We start from the raw sequence: 20,418 nt of genomic DNA, 5'->3' as shown, positions 1-20,418 counted from the left end.
GTGCTAGTCTCCTGTGGGAACCGGGGTTTCCGCGCTGGTGCTCATGCGCTCGGCCGCGTCCTGGACGGCACGGACAATATTCTGATAGCCCGTACAGCGGCAGATATTGCCTTCCAGACCGCGACGAATCTCCGCCTCGGTTGGGTGAGGATTGTTTTTGAGCAGTTGATAAGAGGCCATAATCATGCCAGGAGTACAGAAACCACACTGGAGGCCGTGTTTCTCCCAGAAGCCTTCCTGAATGGGGTGCAGGCTGCCCTCAGGCGCCAGCCCCTCGATCGTTGTCACCTCGGCGCCATCGGCCTGAACTGCCAGCACGGTACAGGACTTAACAGCCTCGCCATTAACCAGTACAACGCAGGCTCCGCACTGTGAGGTATTGCAGCCGATGTGGGTGCCAGTGAGATCTAAGGTTTCACGTAAATAGTGGACCAGCAATGTACGCGGCTCGACCTCGCTCTGATGCTTTTGCCCATTGACGGTGACGGTGATTGAACGCTTCGTAGTCATTGATACTACCTTCTTTACCTCTGCTAGTCGTGCCCCTTTCGCCAGCCTGGAAAGGTCCGAGCACGACGCATCTTTGCAACTGACGATACAAAATAGTTTGCTGTTCTTTACTTGTGCCCGTGAGGAATGAATGAATGATTTTGATCATTCTTTAACTTCAGTGTACGCTACTTTGAGAAATCGGCCTGACTCCTTTCATTCCATACAAAGGAAGGCAACGGAAAGATGGAATAAAGCAACCAACAGCGCTACCACATGTAGAATCAGATAGCGACCAAATATCGAATTTCATCAATGTTTGTCCGTTGACTGAAGGGTAACGTGAATACCTTTCCATCCGCCGCTTCAAGACCCTCCCTTAGGACATCCAGAAAAGGAATTCTATAACGAGAAGAGCGTAGCACACGTGAGGTTAGCTTGTCAACGTGAAAAGGTGAGAACGTGTTCATGGCGTTCTCACCTTTTTGCTCAATTAAAATATTACTGTTGAGGACTACTACCACTAACTGGATTGCCCTGATCGCCGGTCAATGATGCTTCTTGCCACCACCACCGGTATTACCACCACCACCGGTGTTAACTCCACCAGTGCTCGTCGTGGGAGTGGTGGTTCCGGGCTTGCCGACACTCCTCATGACAAACGACTGAGGTCGCGTATTGTCCACATCACAGGATACATTTCCGGCGGAGAAGTGGGCCGTAATCAATGAGAGCCGGTTGATGGCGCCGGCGTGGTTACCCATGGGTAGCTTGATGGTTGCCAGACCGTCGCTGGTGGTTACCGCGTTAACCGGCTCGTTTGTCATATCGCCCCAGGCGATATTAAAGGCGACGCCAGCGCCGCCGATGCCGACGGGATTGCCATTTGCATCCATCTTAACAAATTTAGCATAAATAGGGATCACGCCACCGGGGCTGTAGGTGGGGGACGCATTGACCATCCACACACCGCAGGCTTGCGGCGGGATGGTTGGTGTGGGAGTCAGGGATGTTCCATTGAGATTAATAGTCGGCGTCGGTTGCGCCTGGGCGGCCGCGTTGGTATTATCGGCATTCGCTCCACAGGCAGCTACTACAACGCTGAGTACACAAAACAGCAGCATCGCTCCACATTTGAGAATAAGCGAGTCTGATTTTCCTTTTATTTCCGGATTGGTTGTTTTCTGTTGCATAAATCGACTATAACCCTCGAATATTTTCAGTACTGCTGCGTAGTATAGCACACCTCCCGTATGCGCCCTTGAATTTGTGCCAGACCTGCCATGAAAGTACTATATCTTTCCATACTTGAGGTCTATGCGGGCCAATGAAAGGTAGATGGTGGGAAAAAGGGAAGAAAAAGAGAAGAAGCACCGCTGATAATCAGTGGTGCTTCTCAAGATAGAGGATAATGCGCTATTTCACAATGATAGTGATCTTCATGCCGCCGTGAATCGTACAATACAGTTTGAATGTACCCGCGGTATTGAAAGGCCCGACCGTTTGTTTATCGTTACCGGTGAAGCTCGCATTGACAGTGGGGGCACCTGGCTCTGTGGTAGGATCTGGGGTGGAACCATTCCAGGTACCGTTTTTGATAACGTGGGGAGCGGCAACGTTGTCAATCAGGTCCAGTTTCTGTCCTTTAGGGACGGTCACCTCGGATTCGATAAATGTTGAAGCACCCATATGGGCGGCCACGTTCTTTGGAATAGAGTTGGCGTCGATCACTCTACAGGCAGAGAATAGAACGGTGATAAGAGAAAGGGCTAAAAGTCCAATCAGGATCTTTTTATTCATAGGGTTCCTCGAAGTCCTCCTTGAGAAAGCTGTTCGTCTCCATCGATTGAATAATGACAAGGGTATCCTGTCTGGGGACACTCCTACTATAGCAAAATGTTGTCAATATAGCAAAGATGCCAGACCGAAAACAGGGGCTATTTTAAAGTCTTTTTTTGCCGCCTTCGGCGGCTGAAGGGAGAGAGGAGGAGTTGGGGGCACAGCCCCACAACCCCAGTCAAAGGGCTCACCGCCCCTTACGTCCCCGCTAAGCACTACTTTTAATCTGCTTGACCTCTTCTTAATAATCAATAGCAAAAAAACGTCAGATTGACAAGAAGCCAGCATTTTTCCCATTCGGTGGATGATCCGCCGGGGTTGAAGCGCTGCTATTTATCACCGATGTGAAAAAGCAAACGTGTCAAAAGAGGCCCAGGTGAAGTTCCACCTGGGCCTCTTTTCCTGGTAGCGCATACGGGATTCGAACCCGTGATCTCCGCCTTGAGAGGGCGATGTCCTAAACCGCTAGACGAATGCGCCTTATGGTGATTGTGTATCGATCACGCGTTATATAATAACCCGGCTCTGGCTTTTTGTCAAGCTTTTTTTCTCGGTCTCCAGGGGCATTTAAAAGTCTTTTTTGCCGCCTTCGGCGGCGGCGAGTGGGGAAGAGGGTGAGTGGGGACACCCCACGCCCCGCAAGGGGCTAGCCGCCCCTTGACCCCGCTGATTGCTACTTTTAAATAGCCCTGCTCGGTCTCGAAGCGGGAGGTGCAGGGAGAACCCTGCACCCCTTGATTTAACGCCAATGGGAGGCGAGTTCGGCAATTACGAGCGTTTCAAGTCGATGTTGACCGGCTCTCCTTTATGTTTAAACTGGAAGCTGAGGCGCTGCCAGTTGTCGGGCCAGTGGGGCTGGGCCGTATAGCCATCACCGGTGATGCGCAGTCCCGCGAAGCCAAAGATAGCGGCCTGCCAGACGGCTCCGGCGCAGGCGGCATGGACGCCTTCTGGTGTGTTGCCGCGCAGGTTTTCCAGGTCGACCAGGGTTCCTTTCATAAACATACGGTACGCCTCCTCGGTATGGCCTAGCTCGCAGCCCAGAATGGCATGCAGGGCAGGCGTCAATGAGGAGCCATAGTCATGGTCGGTAATCGGGAAGTAGTAGTCCCAGTTAACCTTTTTGGTATCGTAGTCGAACTCGTCGCGCATCATCGTAAGCAGCATTAAGACGTCGGCCTGCTTGATGAGCTGATATTTCTGTACCTCCTGCACACCCAGGATACCCTGATAGGAATCTTTACGGCCGCGATACTTTTCCTGGTCGAATTTCGCCAGTTTGAAGAAGCCATCAAACTGTTCGATCAGTCCCGTAACCGGGTCCTGTGGGAAGCGCAGGTGTTCCATGACATCGCGCATATGTGCCAGGCGCTCATCTGTCAGATCCAACTGTTCAATCAGAGCTTTGGCTTTAGAAGGGGCGGTTTGCTGCAACCATTTAAGCACGTCAAGGGCGATGCGGATATTGTGTTTGGCCATGAAATTGGTATGGGCATTGTCGTTGACATGCTCATGCCATTCGTCGGGCCCAATCACGTCTGTGATGATATATTCATCCTTCTCCCCGTTTTTCTCCGCCCGGCTATCCCAGAACAGGGCGGTACTCAACAAGAGTTCTGCTCCGTAGTCGCGCATAAACTCGTCATCCGCGGAGACGCGCCAGTATTCCCAGGTCGCGTGGGCGATGCTGGATGTGATATGCAGTTCGATAAAGCCATTGAGGACAGGGATGACCTCACCGGTTTCCGGGTGGACGATCGAGGGAGGGGTGGTCTCTTCGCCGTTCAGCGTACTCTCCCAGGGGAACTGTGCACCGGCGTAGCCATTGCTGGCGGCCTTTTTGCGCGCGGCAGGAAGAAGATGATAGCGATAGAGCAAGAGATTGCGCGCAATGTGTGGTAGTTCGTAGGTGAAGAAAGGCAGCATAAAGATCTCGGTATCATGGAAGATGTGTCCTCGATAGCCAAAGCCGGTCATGCCTTTGGCGGCAATGCTATAGCGGCTATCGTTATCGGCGGTATTGATGCGCAACTGATAGATGTTGTAGCGCAAGCCGACCTGTGCTTTTTCGTCGCCTTCGATGACCACATCCGTCTGTTCCCAGAAGCGAGCCCAGGCTTCATCTTGTTTTTGTATTTGATAGTCAAAGACAAAAACGTTGTGGGCGTTGCTGTGCGTCTCCTCCGCAACCGTATTGAGCATTTGTTGATGGTGGATAAGCGCGGCCTTGCGAGGGTCCTCATTATCGCGCGATGTATACATCACCACCACTTTTTCGGCGACCACACTTTCCTGGGGGTTCAGCGCGCCGGTAAGGCGAATACTCGGCTCGATATCGCCATCCACAAATTCCTTTTGGAAGGCGGTTGTATCCGCGTTGAAGCTCATGCTCTGAACCAGGGTTACGTGTGTGCTGCGTGTCTCACTTTGCAGCCAGAGCAGGTCCGCGCTATGGCCCTGATCGGTGGTTTCCCAGTGCATCACATCATAATTGCCGCGGGCCGCGTTAAAATTGGCGCGCAATGAAATGGCCACAGGCAGGTCCTTGGGCGAGTCATCGATCGTGACGCTATAGCGAATCATGCCCAGGTGCTCATCCGCCAGGCTGGCAAATCGCTCACTATTGATACGTACCCGTACACCCAGGGGACTTTCCCAATGAACGGTACGCGTCAGCAGTCCGTTTTGCAGATTTAGTGAGCGAGTATAGGCCAGCAGCTTGCCCTTATCCAGGCGGAAGCGCTCGCCATTGACAAACAATTGCAGTCCGACCCAATCGGGGGCGTTAGCCAGTTCTTCCTTGGAAACCGGGACACTATCGAAGACACCAAAAAGGAGGGTTGCTGCCGTTTCGTGCGGATAGCCCTCTTCAAAGGTGCCGCGTGTACAAAAGTAGCCATTTCCAATGGTAAACACTGTCTCCTGGCTGCGTATCTGCTTGAGATTGGGACTAAACGATTCCTCGTTTACTTGCCAGAGATTTCCCACGTCGCATCCTCCATGCTTAGCTCTGCTTTTGTGGGCAGAAGTCTAGCAGAACACCTTCATGGTGCTCATGCATCTGCCAATATATCTTTTAAACGTATATTTTCCATCGTTGGTACCACCTTGTCAGCACGCTTGAAGCGTTCTTTGGGACCAACTCCTAACGCATACATGCCAGCGGTTTTAATCGCCTCGATACCCGCGTCTGCGTCTTCAACTCCGATACAGTCAATCACGGATGTCTGTACCAGGCCCGCGGCAAACACGAAAATATCGGGCGCAGGTTTACCATTGACTACGCTATTGCCATCAGCAATGCCATCGAAGAGATCGATTATCTGCAGTCGCTCCAAAACGATGCGACAGTTTTTGCTGGCCGAGGCCACCGCGCTTTTCAGTCCCGCCTGACGAATCTCCTGCAGCAGCTCGCGACCACCGGCGACCACCTCTTTGGGGCTCATCTGCTCAATGAGCTTATTGTAATAATCGTTCTTGCGCTTCATCATTTCCTGAATCTGATCTTCGCTATACTGGCGGCCGCGAATAATGTACATCAGCGAATCACGTCGACCAACACCACGCAGGTGTGCGTCATTTTCCTCACGTGTCAAAGGGATGCCCTCTTCATCCGCTAACTGTTTCCAGGCACGATAATGATATTCCGATGTGTCGGTCAGCACACCATCTAAATCGAATAGGATCGCTTTCGCTTTGGGCATCTTTCATTCCTCGCCTTCTTTATTATTTGTTATCTTGGTATGGCGTATTCGTTGCTTTACAGGAGTGAGCTAGCATAGATACCGGATTCACGGTATGAAAAGTATTACAACTGCATTCGCCTGAGATGCTGCTGCACCCCGCCTATGCATACGCCGTAGCCCTCTAGATTGTAAACGTAGAGCACCGTCAAATGTTGACACTGACGCCCTTAACAAGGGCATATATCTCATAGCTTCTGTAAGATAGTATAAGCCGCGTTGATTAAATTACGTGGAAATAGAGGATGTGTATCCTATCTACCTGTTAAGACGGGTACCTTTCAATAACATTAGAGCTTTCCTCAATGACTGCGTTTAATCATATACAAAGGCTTGCCTCTGCCTGAGAGAGTGGCATTTTTTTCTCAGGAGGGTATTTTGAACTGAAAAAAATGTTCTGCTCGTATAGTATTTAAGAAGAGGTATACTTGAGCTCATTTGAACTTATAGCGAATATCATCCGAAAGGCTGCACTCATATGAATACACCTGTACAGATTGGTCCTCCGCAACTGGTTCTGTTCCTGGTCGCGGTACTCGGCGTTGGTCTGCTGATCTCATCGCTCATGGGCCTGTTTGGTGGTCGGCGCGAACTGGAAGAATTTGAGGATGAATACGGTCAGCGCTATCGCCGCTGGCGCAAGCGCCGCCGCGAGCTACGCTGGAGGCGTGGCGCCAGCGGGATTATCATGTTGGTCCTGGCTGTATCGTTGCTCTGGCTCACCTTTGCCGTTCAGAGCTATCTGGGGCTGACCAACGACATCAAAGTGGCCCGCGTCCAGGCCACCAGCTTTGAGAACGCTCCACATAATATGGATTTGCAGTTGACAATGCTGGATAAAAATGGCAATCCAACCTCAACGAAGAGTTACCAGATCAACGGAGATCTATGGCGCCTGGAATGTGTCATGATCAAATTTCCGGCCTGGATGAACATCCTCGGTATTCACTCCAGCTATAAATTGACCCGCCTGGAAGGCTCATATAATGATGCCAGGCTAGAAAGTTCTTCTCATCACGTTGTCGTTGAACTCAACGGAGGGACCGGCGATTTCTTTAACCAGACCTATGGGAACTCGCTGACCAAACCGTTTGTGGATGCTACATATGGCAATGGTGTCTTTGAGCCCGCTGATGGCAAAACCTATGATATCTACGTCTCGCAAACTGGCCTCTACGCCAAACAGGCGAGCAGTTGACGAGCATATCAAATCTTCTTAGACATACCAAGATAGAGATCGAGGTTACCTGCCCCGGACCGCCGGGGCAGGTAACCTCGATCTCTATCGTTAAGAAGCATATACATAGATTGTTATGGGGTGGCGCGGCGCATGAACAGGTCGATGATGCCGAGGGCCGCCGGAATCTGCGCGCAACTGGCCATCAGGAAGCTTACCAGGGAATGCAGGCGCGGCTTCTCTATCATGTCATAGATATAGTTGCCGAGCCAGGCACCCAGGAGGACCGTGCCACCAGATGGGATAGCCAGCAGCAGCATCCACGGGGTGGTATGCCAGATGAAGTAGGTGCAGATGGCGAAGACGACGCCACATATGATGAGAACTCGCTGTTCTTGCAGGCTGGTTCGCCGCAAAAGGGTATAGAGGACGGCCGCCACAAAAAGCGGAATCGGCACCCACAGCGAAGGCTCCTTTGGAAGCACATGGAAGATACCCGCGACCGTATGTGTCCCCTGGTAGTGCAGGAAGTAGATGGTATACCAGTCGCGCCCCATCAGGAGGATGGACCAGAGGAAGGGGGCCAGGAGAAAGACGCGTTTACGCGCATCCAGACGGCGCAGCAGCATCAGGGCGGCGCCCGCGAAACCGGTCACAATAGGAATGTACAAAGGATTGGTCTGGCGTGTCAGCCCAAAGTGTTCATAGATGCGATACATATGCTGAGCCGAAGGTTCTGTACGCACGATTGGGATATTCTTCAGCGCATTGACCAGGTGAGGCGAATACATCAGGTAGAAAGGCCCCAGCACCGCGGGACAGAGGAATTCAAGGATCAAGAGCGCCATCACCAGGTTGGTAAGGCAGTTGATGGGTCGATACTGGCGGAACGCCATACGGGCTGCTACGAAGCCCAGGATAATGGTCAGCCACGACCAGCCCAGCATGCAGTGCGGGACCGACCACTGCGTCTCATCCAGTCCATAGGTCGAATGCCAGAAGTTATCAAACATGATCGTGATGCATAGCGCGGTCAGACCTCCACCCAGTATCACCAGCGAACCAGGGACCTCAAAGGGCAGGAAGGGCACGCGCACACATGGTCCATACCAGGTGCGTAATCTGGGCGTAAAGGCGATTGTGGCGACCAGTGCGGCTGTGATCGACGTCATCACAAACACAAAGAAATGTGGCGGCGACCAGAACGTATCAAAGCGAACCGTCGCATGCCAGACACGATCCCAGAGCTTGCCGGCGCCGGTGGACGCAAAAAAGATGAAGAACGTCACCCATAGGAGCCGGTAGGCCCAGACCTGTCCGGACGGTTGCGCCTTCTGCTGGACAGGCGTTTCCTGCAACCGTAGCCCTTGATCTTCACATACGAGATTATCTGTGGACGAAGAATCGGCAGCGGGCAACTCTGCCATGGAAGGAGTTTGCTGCATACGATGACCTACTTTCTCTTGTGCGAGCCTGTCTGCTTATTATTATCGGAATATCTGTGCCATAGACTTAGTTATCAACGCCACGGAAGTAGACCGCTGATCCGTAGCCTTCATATACCATGCGGAAATCGGGCGGTGGGAAGGTGAAGCGGCCATTTTTCGTGACGCCGCCCTGATAGCCTCCGTTGTCCGTGATCAGCCAGATGCGGCTATGGGCGGCCAGCACATTCTGAAAGTCCTGCTGGTTGAACAAAGGATGGCTTCCAGATGTCGTTTCGATAACCTTGCGATTCTGCTCGATCAGGAAGAGGGCCCGGTCAATGGAAAAGTAGTAATCAACCTGTCCCACATAGTAGAGTACCGAGACCGCCGGCGCGACCGAGACGACCACGTCGCCCTTCTTGAAGTGATCCTTCATGTACTGGCCTACGTTATCGTAATCAGCGAAGTGATGGCGATAGCTTAGTCCCAGGGAACGGCTAACGAACAGGTTATAGTTGCTCAGCGGTAGCGCCGGGAAGAGCAATATGCTCAGGCAGAGTATTCCCGCCATCGTGGCCAGCACGATCCGCAGCGGTAACGAGACGACCGGGTGTGGCTGACCATCAAGGTTGCGCTCAACCTGCAGCAGGTGGGGCCGCGCGAAGCGCCAGATCTGCTGTAAGATGCTCCAGAAAGCGTACGAGCCCAGAATGTAGTAGATGGGCAAGAGTGGATAGTAATAGCGGTCCGCCTCCATCGTGAAGATCGTAATCAAGACGACGCTTGATAGAATCAGGAAGAGCGCCAGGAAGCGAGCCCGTCGATCCCGGCGTATAAAGGCCAGGATACAGCCCAGCACCATCAGCGATGAGTTGATCAGCAGCCAGGGCTGGGTAAGCAGCCAGGGCGCCGCCGTATCTTTAATGGCGATCGGCTTGAAGAGGAGTGAGACATAATAGGGCAGGTTATCCAGGCTGGGTTGGATCTGCGGACGCCGACTCTGATCGGTGGCGAAGGTTGGAGGATGCGTCCAGTATACGGCGAGCAACTGGATGATAATAATGGCGCAGGCGATCAATGCCGGAACCCACCAGTGCTTTTTGCGCAGGATATAGGGCATCCCGTAGGGGGCCTCGCGGGTGGCCAGTAACGCGCAGACCAGGGCCGCTGGCAAGGTAATGAAATTCTCCTCATGGCTCAGGTACGCGATAACCATGCAGGTGAGGGCCAGGTAGACGGGACGCTTACGTTCACGTTGCCTGATCGCCTGGTAAAGTGTAAAGACGACCAGGATCAACGTAAACTGGGCCTGCTCATACATGCGGGTCTGACGCGACCAGGTCATGGCGTAGGGTGAAAAAGCCAGCATCGCCGCTGCCAGCCACGCGATCCGACGGTTAAACATACGCTGTGTAAGGATATACAGCATGGGAATGCTGACCAGGTATTCAACCATGCTTATCAGGCGTGGAACCACCGTCCCCTTCGTCCCCAGGATAAACATCAACCCCGCCAGCAGGTAGGAGTAGAGCTCTCCCTTCGGATAGGTAAAGCCGGAGGGGAAGGCCGGGAAGCCTTGGAGCATAATGTTGCGCGCCGCGTTGTAGCTGGACAGCTCATCCTGCCAGAATGGTTCATAGCCCAGATGGTAGCAGGCCATGGGGATGATCAATAGCATGACTGGGATGATGCCCCAGTTCTGGCGCAGCCATGCCAGCAGGCGCAACCTCCATAATGGGACTGGCTGGGACTCTAGCGGAACCGAGTTCCCGACCAGCGCCAGGAAATCGTTGTTCAGCGCCGCTGATTCATTGGTCGTGACATAAGGCACCCGTTGACGCTGGCGCGCGTGTAGCCAGAGTCCGATCGCGCTGGAGGCAACCAGAAAGATCAGGAAAAGGCCCCAGGGGGCTGTATATGGAAACGGCTGTGGCAGCATCGGTTCGTGGTCCAGCACAATCAATAGCGCTTCCACGGCCAGGGCTGGCAGGAAGACCAGGCTGGCTGCCTCAAGGGCGGCCCCGCGCGATGGATAGTAGCGCCGTAGGACCACCAGGGCCATCAGGAGCCAGAATGCCAGTACAGCGACGCAGCAATACACAATCAGCTCGATGATCAGCATAGGGGGCAGCGTCACCACATTGCGCAAGGTGGTGGTATCGGGCAGATAGTAGGACAGGCTGGCGCCGGGTCGACCGATAGGATTGGGGGGCGCCCACTGCGCGGCGGCACTATCATTGCTTGTCCAATTATCAACAGCCTGTGTTGATGCATGCCATTTATCGTCGGACTCGGCCAGGTTGGTAACTGTGTTGCCGCTGCTGGCCAGTACATCAAGGGAGAGCGCGTTCTTCTGCGCGTCCAGCCCCACCTTAGCTGTACTGGTGCCGGGTGCCTGAACATGAATCGCCAGCGTATTGCTACCTTTATGCACATAGGGGGTAATATCGTAGACGCCCGTAATCAAGCCGTTGCGGTAGACCACTGGCATACCCAGGTCGTCCAGGATGGTGGTCAGGTTTTCTCGTGGCACCGTGGCCTGGCCATTCCATTGCATGTACTGGTGATTGTTGATAAACACATCCGCCTGTCCGGCGGCGATCAGGCGCAGCAGGATGCTATCGCTGTGCGCTGGTACTTCGATCTGACGCACAAAGTAGCCATCCTGGCCTCCTTCCGCGCTGAGCCAGTGAGAAGGCATGGGCCGGGTATAGATGATCGGGTTGACTGTGAGCAGTGAATCGGCGGCCACGGGCGACGAGATCCGGTTCGCGGGTTGCCAGAGACTATCATCAAAGGTCGGTAACGCCCAGCTAAAGCTCTTAGCGGCTCCTCGTGGATGGGCCAGTGTTGTCTGGCCTGTAGCGTGCCAGGAGGCATCGCTCCCAATATAATGTATTTGCCCACCCCAGCCGATGCCGATCAGGGCGCGCAGTTGTGGATTTTTCTGATCGGCATCCACCACGCGTGTGCTAAAAGCATTCACTCCCTTGCGCAGCGCTACATTCACATCAAACATATAGGTTCTGGGAGTTTCACCATGGTCAAAATCTTGCGTATTGGTACCGATAAAGATGCCATTCACATAGAGCTGAAAGACCTGATTGGCGGTGATCATAACAAAGGCATTATCAGGGGTCGCCGGTAAACTGGTGGTGTAGCGATAATAGGCCACCGGCGCATTGGTATCTGCCGCTGCGATCCAGCGAGCACCTCTCCACTGTGGCACATAGGTTCTGGCCTGGGGAATCAAGTTGTACTGGAAGACGAACCAGCTGGTTCCCATGCAGGCCAGCAGCAGGCAGAACCACAGGGTACAACGGGCCAGGCGCCGTCTGGCCCGTTGTACGACCAGCGCCTGTATCTTTCCCTGTAAAGATGGAGCCTGTTTGGAAAGTGTATGAAATTCTGGAGTTCCTGAGGAAGTGACGCTCATTACCTTTCTCCGTGTCTCGTAGACATTCCGTCATCCACTAACGCATCCCCGACATATGTTGGCGAGCGGTATTATTACGATAGGCAGGATCGAGATCCTGGGCTTTATACAGGTACTCGCGTGCATTATTGTTATCTCCTAGATCAAACCTGCTTAAAGCGATATAGGTATAGGCGGCCGACTGCATCTCCGCGCCGGGACTGATATTGAGGACCATGCGCATATGCGCTTCACAGCCTGCGTAGTCGCCTAAGTCATAGAGAATACGTCCCACAGTGAACTGGGCATAAAAATTGTTTTGATTGATCTGTAATAGCTCGTTTAGCCAGGGCAAAGCGGGTTCATCATGGGCCAGATGGTCCTTAGGCGTGCCCTTCAGGGGGGCGCTCACTTCGGCCATCTGCGCCAGTGAAAGACTGACCTCATCCTGCAGCCAGGAGGTATGCTGGTAGGTATGCCAGGCTGTGAGCATGGTCTGGTAGGAAGTATAGAAATCCTTCTGGGCACGATAGTAATGCCCCAGGTAGGCCCGACTTTCAGCATTGGGCTGCTCGGGATGCAGGTAGAACCAGGCTTCACCACGCGCAAGGTGATACGCAACCAGTTGATCCAGTTCTGGATTAAGGAGGCGCGCGGCATCCAACCACTTCAGCGCGCCACTGTAATCACCGATGCTTAGCAGATGCCCGGCCTGGGCCTGACTGGCCATGGCGGCCGGCGCCCGCCCAAAAATGATCGCGCCCAGCAGTAGCGCTAACGCGAACATGCCGAAGCGGCCGCGGCGCGGCGGACGCCGATAAGCGATCGCCGTCTCTACAAGACGCAGGCGCAGAGGCAGGAACGCACGTGCCATCAGTAGTATGCCAGCGCTAAAGAGCGGTATAAACCAGCCGATATCCAACTGATCGGTCAGGATGGCAAAGCGATCGGGTAACTGGCTGCTGTCCAAAAGGAACGGCAGGATTGGAGTATATTCAGGCGTTGCCGCGTAACCCAGATGCGAGCGTGCCAGTTCCAACTGAACCTGCTGTCGTGTCACCTCCGCGATAGTCACCATATCCGAGCAGAGAAACTGAAAGAGGAACAGGGCGGGTGGCACCAGGCAGAGCAACATGGCCCGTACATAGCAATGGTCAGGTATTGAGTCGGGCGCGGTCAGTACCCGCACCGGGTCAGCGCTCTGCTCGGCGCGTAGGGCGCGCCATGATTGGTAGGTTATAGAAAAGATGTAGAGGGCGCAGGACGCGCAGAGGACCCCATAGTTGAACGCAGGCAAGCTCAATTGCCAGCCCAGATCGACCGGCATCTGCCATGCCATCAGGCGTGTGCCCGAGGGGTTGTTAAACCAGGAGCATAGGCTGGCGATCAGCATTACCACGCCCGCCGCTCCTGGCATGATGACCCGGTATGGTCTCCAGCTATGCTGGGGTGACCAGGGTCGTTGCTTCGAGCTAGCCATGTTATATCCCCTCTTTTTTTCGACCCTAGTGTTCAACCGCATTGATAGCCACAGTTTGACCCTGATGCAGGCGATTGAGCGGCAGGACCACAATCTGGTCTCTGGCTGACAGGCCGCTATCGACATAGAAGAGATCGGGTGCACTACCGGCAACATGAACCTGCTTCAGATAGACATGACCGTGCTGGACCAGGTAGACGCTGGACTCGTGATCTGGATTGAGGACCGCGATGCGTGGAACAACAAAGGCATTCTGCTGACCCTGCAGACGAACATAGGCGCTCATGCCAGGGATGAGCAACTGCTGTGTGTTGGTGACCGTGACATCTACCTGGAACGTATCGGTCTGTGCATTGGCCTGCGGAATAATGGCGCTAACTGTGCCATCCAGCGTCACACCGGGGAGGGCTGATGGTGTGATCTGTGCGGGAGCCTTGAGATGAACCTGTTGCAGATTGGCCAGTGGAATCTGGGCATGTACGATCAGGGAAGACTGATCGGCCAGTGTCATCAAGACTGTATTGGCGGCAAAGACTTCGCCGGGATTGATGGTAACCGTAATGACCACGCCATCGACCGGTGAGATCAGGTTGCCGTTATGCAGGGTCGGACCATTAGTCTGAGCCAGTAAGGCGTGATAGTGGTTATTGGCGACCTGATATGCCTGCTGGGCCGCAGCTACCGTAATAGGATTCACCGCGCTGGCCGAGACCGAGTTCAGATAGGCCTGGGCGGCCGCCACGTCATTAGAGGCCTGCTGCACCTGGGCATTGAGCTGTGATGGATCCAGGTGGATGAGCGCCTGGTTGCGTTTGATGTGATCGCCTGGTTTGACCATGATCCCGATCACCCGCTCGGCCAGAGGGAATTGCAGGTTAAAGTTTTGTTTAGCATCGACGAGGCCACCACCACCAACGTTCTGGGTCACCACCTGCTGTCTGCCTACTTGAAACACGGTCACCGGCTGCGTGGCCAGAAAGGCATACCAGAGTGTATAGAAGGCGAAGATCAATAGTGCCAGACCCGCTGCGATTGCCGCGACATTCAGCGCCCGTGAGCGCTTGTAGCGCGTCTTAAAAGACTTTGTTGAATGCTGAATGCTTTCCTTTGAGCTATAGAGCAACGAGGAAAAGGGGCGTCCCGCCTTGCCACCTTTCTTTTTCGTTGCACCAGCATTCAACCCATCGGACACAATAACCTTTTGCTCTTTTTCTCGAGCTGGAGTCTGTTTTTTGCCATGTTTTGGCAACGTCTCCGTAACTGAATCGTCAGAGGAGGGTTTCGTATATTCTGGTAAAACTTGAGATCGTCTTTCATCCATTGTTTCATCTCTCCATAGTTGAAAGTTCCCATTGCATACATGATGATGTGGCTGGCGGGCGCTGGCGGCCTGCGATATGTAAACAGGCTAATCAGCCGTCAGGCGACATAGATGAGTTTTCTGAGCCGTGTTTCCTTTTCGATTATGCGTAAAAAGGTAGATAGCACCTCCAATGAGAGCAAAGAAAATGCCCTGCGCGTCCATTAGAAGAACCAGAGCTGCTGCCGTCGACATGTCAACATGTAGTGACGCGAAAATGGCGATGAACGCGCTCTCACGTACGCCATAGCCATTAATAGTAGTGGGTAAAACTACGGCCAGAGAAACGAACGGAATGATAACCATATAGAAAGGAAGTGGCACCTGGATATGCAAAATCATGGCAAAAGCATAATAGTTAAGCGCGGCGCTGATATGGAAAAGCACTCCATACACTATTGCACTACACAATGCTCGTGGTTGCCTGAGGCTTTTCTGCAGCGTCATCCCAATGTTAAACATCGAAGAGACAATGCGATAGCTGGTCCATTTTCCTTTAATCAATGTTGGCAGCAAGGCAACGGCAAAAAACACGACCACCAGTCCACCACATATACCCAGGCTGGCCAGTAAAAAAGTCCCGACTATCCAGGGGGCGAAGGCCTGGTGATAGATGATCAGTATCGGGATTGAGATGATGAGCATACCGGCAAAGCCGGTGACGCGGCTCATGACGACCGCGCTGACCGAACCAGCGGCATTGTGTCCTTCCTTGCCTACACAGTAGGCTTTGATCACATCACCTCCCATCCCCGTAGGTAAGAAATGGTTAAACGAGATGCCGATCAGATAGAGGTTGATCAGGCGTCTCAAGTCGATATGAATCCCTTCTCCATCCAGCAGACTCTGCCACTGATAGGAGCTCAAGATGACACCGATCAAGCCAACGATCAGCCCTATTACTACTTCTCCATCGTCAAGGTGTTGTAATTTCTGTAGCACAATAGACCAGGAGATGGATTTGAAGAGAAAAGTGAGCAAGACCAATGCGCAACCGAGGCGGAGCCCAAATTTAAGCCACTTGAAGCGTTGTCTGGGTGGAGATGGCGGACCCTCAGCTGCGATTTCCGGGGGAGAAGTCACGTTGTTTTTCTCCTCAGGAGGCATGCTTGTTTCTGGCAGTGGGATGCTCATGATACCTCCGTGGCGACAGACGAGAGGAGACAGCTGACTGATGGGCAGTCAACCGCTCCTTCCTGTCGCTATTCATTCAGGCTGTCTTGACGAGACGATAGATGGAGCGGGCATAGTCGAATTCTTCCGCCAGCCCTTGCTGGAGCGTGATCAATGGGCTATAGTTCAGGTATTGCTGAGCTCGTTGTGTATCGGCGAAAGTGTGACGGACATCTCCATGTTGTCTTTCTTCAAACGTTACCCTGACGGGGCTACCACTCACCTCTTGCAGGATATCGATTACACTACGCAAGGTGACTCTGGAACCTCCGGCGATATTCATCACCTGCCCTACCGCGGCCTCACAGGTAGCGGCGCGGATATTGGCTTCCACCACATCCGAGATGTAGGTGAAATCGCGCGTCTGATAGCCATCGTCATAGATGCGAATTGGTTCATGGTTCAATATAGCTTTACAGAACTTATGAAAGGCCATATCAGGTCGTTGGCGCGGGCCGTAGACCGTGAAGTAGCGTAGCGAGACGGTTGGTACCTGGAAGTTATGGTAGTAGAGCGTACAGAGATTTTCGGCCGCCAGCTTGGTAACGCCATAGGGCGAGAATGGACGCAGTTGACTTTCCTCCAGAATGGGAAAAGACCTGGCATCTCCATAGACAGAGGATGAAGACGCGTAGATCAAGCGTTTAATGCTGCCTCCGTGCAGCGCGGTCTCCAGTAGACGCTGGGTCGCCAGCACATTGCACTCAGTATAGCGCGCGAACTCTTCACCCCAGCTGGCCCGTACGCCTGCCTGGGCCGCCTGGTGAAAGATCCAATCGATCCCATCCAGTAACGTCTCCAGAGGAAGATGAATCAGGTTGCCTTCAATAAAAGAAAAGGTATTCCATGAACGAGGGCCTTCCAGATTTTTTTCTTTAATGGCGCGATCATAGTAATCTATAAAGGCATCTACCCCGCAGACTTCATGACCATCTTTCAATAAGCGTTCCGCCAGGTGAGAGCCAACAAAGCCTGCGACACCTGTAACTAAACAGCGCATGAAGTTCTCCTTCGTATGAGCATGTGTAAACGTTTTACGCAGCTCTATCGGTCGTATCTACAAGGTTGTCGGCAAATGCTTCCTGTATGCGTGTGCTTTTCTTGAGAAACACCTGCCAGCTATAATGTTCTTGCGCGAACAGACGTCCTTTCTCACCCAGTATCCTCGCCTGGTGTGGATCGCTCAGGAGCTCAATCGCGCCTTGCGCCAATCCCTCCGCCGTTGGTGGGACCAGGAGCGCGGTCTCTGACGAGAGCACCTGGGTCTGGGAATAGATTTCAGTGGCCAGAATTGGTTTCCCTGAATGGAGATAGGTATACAATTTCAATGGTGTATTTGTGCCTTTACAACGTGGGCTCAACAGGATATCGGCCAGGGCCATGTACGTTGGCATCTCATCCAGCGGTCGCTGCCCCACAAAGCGGATCGCGTCATGAATGCCCAGTTCCCTGGCCATGTCATAGAATTGTTCAATCTGCGCGCTCTGCCCGCCGACCAGCACATAGCTCGCATCTGGAAAGTGTTTGTGAACGGCGGGGATGCTGTGGATCAGAAGATCGATGCCCTGATAGCTCTCCAGCGTACCTGTATAGAGCAGGACGGGACCTGTGCCCAGTTCCAATTCCTGGCGGATCCGCAGTATCGCTTCTGGGGCTGGAGCCGGTAGATTTTCATCCACGGCCGAATTCTCAATCATGTAAATCGGGGTTGTCTCTGTCATACTGTGGGCCGTACTCGCGATGTCGGGACAGATGGCGATGACGCCATGGGCTTTACGCACGATCAATTTTTGGATGGCCGCGACACAACGGATCAGAAACCGGTTATGCGTAAACTCTGAACTGACAATCTGTTGTGAGAGGTCAGAGTGCATATAATAGAGATGCTTGCAGCCAAAGATACCGCTTAAAAGCACTCCCATGGCGCCCGCTTCTTCATGGGTATGGATACAGTCGTAGCGCGCGCTACACATCTGTCCGAGAGCCAGCAAAAAGACCAGCAGGTCCAGGGGAAACTTCGCCATTGACGGCCCCACCTTCACCTGGTGAATGCCTGGGATAGCTGGTATCCGAAAAATGCGCAATCCTGGCAGGTTCACTGGTTTCCCAATGTGATACGTGATCAGGTCAACCGTGTGCCCCATACATAAGAGTGCTTTGATATGATGATAGATGGCAAATGGCGCCCCACGCTCCTCCATGAATGGTTGAGGAGCAATCATTAAAATTCTCACCGTCTTTCCTTTCATCTGTATGGCTGATACTGTGATACCTGACCAGAATGTGCTTGTTTTACCGCCAGAGAGGAGCATGAAACCATTCTCCTCTCTGGATATGGGATCGCTCGCGGCGCAGGAGGTTAGTGGCTAGCCGTCCTTTCCCGGTTTCCATTATGTTGCGATTCCGTCGGGGCCTGAGGACGTTCACCACTGCCTGGTGAGCGCGGAGATGACTCTGGCTGTACCTGCTTTACTACATATGTCGGTTTGTCCTGCGCTTCATAATAGATGCGTGTAAGCATTTCCGCGATCAATCCTGAAATCAGACTGAGCAGGCCAAAGCTTGAGAAGAGTAATGAGGTCGGAAAAAGTGCTGAGCGCTGGCCTTTATTTTGACCGGGCAGGCAGGCGCGCAGAAGACTGTACAGGCCGGTCCCAAATCCCAGGCTGAGAGAGCTCAGGCCTGTAACACCAAAGGCGTACAGTGGCTTGGTCCCAAAGCTGCCAAGAAATTTTAAGGTGGTCAGATCCAATATGACGCGCACCACGCGAGAGATGCCATATTTCGATTTTCCAAATTGCCTCGCGTGATGATCCACGACCATTTCGGTCACCTGCGCGCCGGCCAGGGCGGCATACGCGGGGATGAAGCGATGCATCTCGCCATAGAGCCGTACGTGGCGCAGCACCTCGTAGCGATACGCTTTCAGGGTACAGCCATAATCATGCAGACGCACACCGGTAACCTGAGAGATCAACTTGTTGGCCAGCATGGAAGGAAATTTGCGGCTCCACTGCGCATCCTGACGATTTTTTCGCCAGCCGCTGACCACGTCATATCCTTCCTCAAGCTTCTCCAGCAGGCGTGGAATGTCCACCGGATCATTTTGCAGGTCACCATCCATAAAGACCAGGATTTCGCCCCGACTGTAAGCTACCCCGGCCGACATGGCCGCAGTTTGCCCAAAGTTGCGTCGGAAGCTGATCACGCGCACATGTGTATCCTGTTCCACCAGGCGATTGAGTTGCTGAAGCGTATCATCGGTGCTACCATCATCGATATAGAGCACTTCGTATGAGAAGGGTTGTTCGGCCATGACCGTATGGATGCGCTTATGCAGATGCGGAATGCTCTCCTCTTCGTTATAGACTGGAATGATCACAGACAGATGTTTTGAGCGTATCTCAGCGTTATTTTTCACGATCGTCTCCCTCATACATAAAGTCGCAGAAAGATATGAATACCATTTGGCATGTATAGATCTCTGTACACGACACTATCGTCATCCCAGCAGGGATCTTTAATGGGGAGAGGCGCTGCTAAGGAGAGTTAGAGTTGGGCGATCAGGGTTGATAGGATGCGTCCGGCGCTAGCATGGATGGCAACGTCCGCTACCGTATCCAGTGAGGTAGGGGTCTGATTGATGATAATAATGGGAACGTTACGTCGCAGGGCCAGCCGCGGCAGCATAGAGGCCGGTACGACCTTGAGCGATGAACCGATGACCAGAAACAGGTCACAGCTATTGGCCAACGCCTTCGCGCGTTGAAGCTCAGCGTCTGGTACCCGCTGGCCAAAGAGGATGGTCGCGGCCTTGAGATAGCCGCCGCAATGCGCGCAGGTTGGATCCGGTTCGCCCGCGTCTATGCGCCGCTGCAGGGCTGCCATTGAAGAGCGACGCCCACACAGGGTACAGGCCGCCTGGTGTGAGGTCCCGTGCAGTTCTATAACCCGCTCGGGCCGATTTCCAGCTTCCTGATGCAGACCATCGAAATTTTGCGTGATCACGCCGAGCAGACGCTGCTCTCGCTCCAGCGTAGCCAGCGCGCGGTGTGCGGCATTCGGCCGGGCGGCCGCCATTTTTCCCGATAGTTCTCTGCGGGTCTGCCAGTATTGCCTGCGCGCCTCCGGCTTACTGATAAAATCTCGATAATTGACGGGTGGCACCTGTTGCCAGATTGAGCCAGGGCTGCGAAAATCCGGAATACCCGATTCAGTACTGATACCCGCACCCGTCAGGGCGACGATCTGGTGCGCTTCCTGCAGCAGCTCGACCGCGTCTTGTATTTGTTCCTCCAGGCTAAACATGCGTCTT

At 53.4% G+C, this 20,418-nt stretch carries 15 protein-coding genes and 1 tRNA gene; 1 reads left to right on the top strand and 15 read right to left on the bottom strand.

The annotated features are described in order from the left end of the window. Window positions 1–3: 3 nt before the first annotated feature. The 6 genes from KTT_RS01735 to pgmB form a co-directional block, all read right to left on the bottom strand. Window positions 4–510, bottom strand: a complete 507-nt coding sequence (locus KTT_RS01735) for a (2Fe-2S)-binding protein (protein ID WP_126594345.1) — start codon at window positions 508–510, stop codon at window positions 4–6. Window positions 511–1,037: 527 nt separating this feature from the next. Beyond that, entirely contained in the window at window positions 1,038–1,682 is a 645-nt protein-coding gene (locus KTT_RS01730) for a hypothetical protein (protein WP_126594344.1), read from the bottom strand. Between the two features lie 223 nt (window positions 1,683–1,905). Next, on the bottom strand, window positions 1,906–2,289 hold the full coding sequence (locus tag KTT_RS01725) for a cupredoxin domain-containing protein (RefSeq protein WP_126594343.1): 384 nt from the start codon (window positions 2,287–2,289) through the stop codon (window positions 1,906–1,908). Window positions 2,290–2,731: 442 nt separating this feature from the next. Next, window positions 2,732–2,808 (bottom strand) — tRNA-Glu (locus KTT_RS01720). 288 nt (window positions 2,809–3,096) lie between these two features. Continuing rightward, window positions 3,097–5,316, bottom strand: a complete 2,220-nt coding sequence (locus tag KTT_RS01715; protein ID WP_126594342.1) for a glycoside hydrolase family 65 protein — start codon at window positions 5,314–5,316, stop codon at window positions 3,097–3,099. A 65-nt stretch (window positions 5,317–5,381) separates the two neighbouring features. Then, window positions 5,382–6,032, bottom strand: coding sequence for a beta-phosphoglucomutase (gene pgmB, locus KTT_RS01710; protein WP_126594341.1), 651 nt, complete (start codon window positions 6,030–6,032; stop codon window positions 5,382–5,384). 517 nt (window positions 6,033–6,549) lie between these two features. Here pgmB and KTT_RS01705 point away from each other — a divergent pair. Beyond that, the gene (locus KTT_RS01705; RefSeq protein WP_126594340.1) at window positions 6,550–7,269 is read left to right on the top strand and encodes a hypothetical protein; all 720 of its coding nucleotides are present in this window, start codon (window positions 6,550–6,552) and stop codon (window positions 7,267–7,269) included. Window positions 7,270–7,382: 113 nt separating this feature from the next. On the opposite strand, the gene KTT_RS01700 is transcribed toward KTT_RS01705, so the two are convergent. The 9 genes from KTT_RS01700 to KTT_RS01660 form a co-directional block, all read right to left on the bottom strand. Further along, window positions 7,383–8,693: a hypothetical protein gene (locus KTT_RS01700; RefSeq protein ID WP_126594339.1), complete on the bottom strand. Its 1,311-nt coding sequence runs from the start codon at window positions 8,691–8,693 to the stop codon at window positions 7,383–7,385. A gap of 67 nt (window positions 8,694–8,760) precedes the next feature. After that, a complete protein-coding gene (locus KTT_RS01695; RefSeq protein ID WP_126594338.1) occupies window positions 8,761–12,111 on the bottom strand; it encodes a glycosyltransferase family 39 protein in 3,351 nt (1,116 codons plus the stop codon). A 37-nt stretch (window positions 12,112–12,148) separates the two neighbouring features. Continuing rightward, window positions 12,149–13,570, bottom strand: a complete 1,422-nt coding sequence (locus KTT_RS01690) for a tetratricopeptide repeat protein (RefSeq protein ID WP_126594337.1) — start codon at window positions 13,568–13,570, stop codon at window positions 12,149–12,151. 25 nt (window positions 13,571–13,595) lie between these two features. Continuing rightward, window positions 13,596–14,762 carry an efflux RND transporter periplasmic adaptor subunit gene (locus KTT_RS01685; protein ID WP_160145580.1) on the bottom strand — a complete coding sequence of 389 codons (1,167 nt, stop codon included), beginning with the start codon at window positions 14,760–14,762 and terminating at the stop codon, window positions 13,596–13,598. Between the two features lie 216 nt (window positions 14,763–14,978). Then, a complete protein-coding gene (locus KTT_RS01680) occupies window positions 14,979–16,064 on the bottom strand; it encodes a lysylphosphatidylglycerol synthase transmembrane domain-containing protein (RefSeq protein ID WP_126594335.1) in 1,086 nt (361 codons plus the stop codon). Window positions 16,065–16,140: 76 nt separating this feature from the next. Beyond that, window positions 16,141–17,103 (bottom strand): NAD-dependent epimerase/dehydratase family protein, encoded by a 963-nt coding sequence (locus KTT_RS01675; RefSeq protein ID WP_126594334.1) that lies wholly within the window; start codon window positions 17,101–17,103, stop codon window positions 16,141–16,143. A 34-nt stretch (window positions 17,104–17,137) separates the two neighbouring features. Next, window positions 17,138–18,337 (bottom strand): glycosyltransferase family 4 protein, encoded by a 1,200-nt coding sequence (locus KTT_RS01670; RefSeq protein ID WP_160145579.1) that lies wholly within the window; start codon window positions 18,335–18,337, stop codon window positions 17,138–17,140. 125 nt (window positions 18,338–18,462) lie between these two features. Next, on the bottom strand, window positions 18,463–19,524 hold the full coding sequence (locus tag KTT_RS01665; RefSeq protein WP_218030808.1) for a glycosyltransferase family 2 protein: 1,062 nt from the start codon (window positions 19,522–19,524) through the stop codon (window positions 18,463–18,465). Window positions 19,525–19,652: 128 nt separating this feature from the next. Beyond that, window positions 19,653–20,411: an SIR2 family NAD-dependent protein deacylase gene (locus tag KTT_RS01660; protein ID WP_126594331.1), complete on the bottom strand. Its 759-nt coding sequence runs from the start codon at window positions 20,409–20,411 to the stop codon at window positions 19,653–19,655. Window positions 20,412–20,418: the final 7 nt, after the last annotated feature.

Origin of the sequence: Dictyobacter aurantiacus (assembly GCF_003967515.1) — a bacterium.
Classification (GTDB): Bacteria; Chloroflexota; Ktedonobacteria; order Ktedonobacterales; family Ktedonobacteraceae; genus Dictyobacter; species Dictyobacter aurantiacus.
The sequence above is the reverse complement of the archived record's forward strand: the minus strand, read 5'-3'. Positions and strand labels throughout refer to the sequence as shown.

Coding starts and splice junctions, on each gene's coding strand:
- KTT_RS01695 (WP_126594338.1), bottom strand. CDS start 12,111: ATGAGCGTCACTTCCTCAGGAACTCCAGAATTTCATACACTTTCCAAA.
- KTT_RS01700 (WP_126594339.1), bottom strand. CDS start 8,693: ATGCAGCAAACTCCTTCCATGGCAGAGTTGCCCGCTGCCGATTCTTCG.
- KTT_RS01705 (WP_126594340.1), top strand. CDS start 6,550: ATGAATACACCTGTACAGATTGGTCCTCCGCAACTGGTTCTGTTCCTG.
- KTT_RS01735 (WP_126594345.1), bottom strand. CDS start 510: ATGACTACGAAGCGTTCAATCACCGTCACCGTCAATGGGCAAAAGCAT.
- KTT_RS01680 (WP_126594335.1), bottom strand. CDS start 16,064: ATGAGCATCCCACTGCCAGAAACAAGCATGCCTCCTGAGGAGAAAAAC.
- KTT_RS01730 (WP_126594344.1), bottom strand. CDS start 1,682: ATGCAACAGAAAACAACCAATCCGGAAATAAAAGGAAAATCAGACTCG.
- KTT_RS01675 (WP_126594334.1), bottom strand. CDS start 17,103: ATGCGCTGTTTAGTTACAGGTGTCGCAGGCTTTGTTGGCTCTCACCTG.
- KTT_RS01660 (WP_126594331.1), bottom strand. CDS start 20,411: ATGTTTAGCCTGGAGGAACAAATACAAGACGCGGTCGAGCTGCTGCAG.
- KTT_RS01725 (WP_126594343.1), bottom strand. CDS start 2,289: ATGAATAAAAAGATCCTGATTGGACTTTTAGCCCTTTCTCTTATCACC.
- pgmB (WP_126594341.1), bottom strand. CDS start 6,032: ATGCCCAAAGCGAAAGCGATCCTATTCGATTTAGATGGTGTGCTGACC.
- KTT_RS01690 (WP_126594337.1), bottom strand. CDS start 13,570: ATGGCTAGCTCGAAGCAACGACCCTGGTCACCCCAGCATAGCTGGAGA.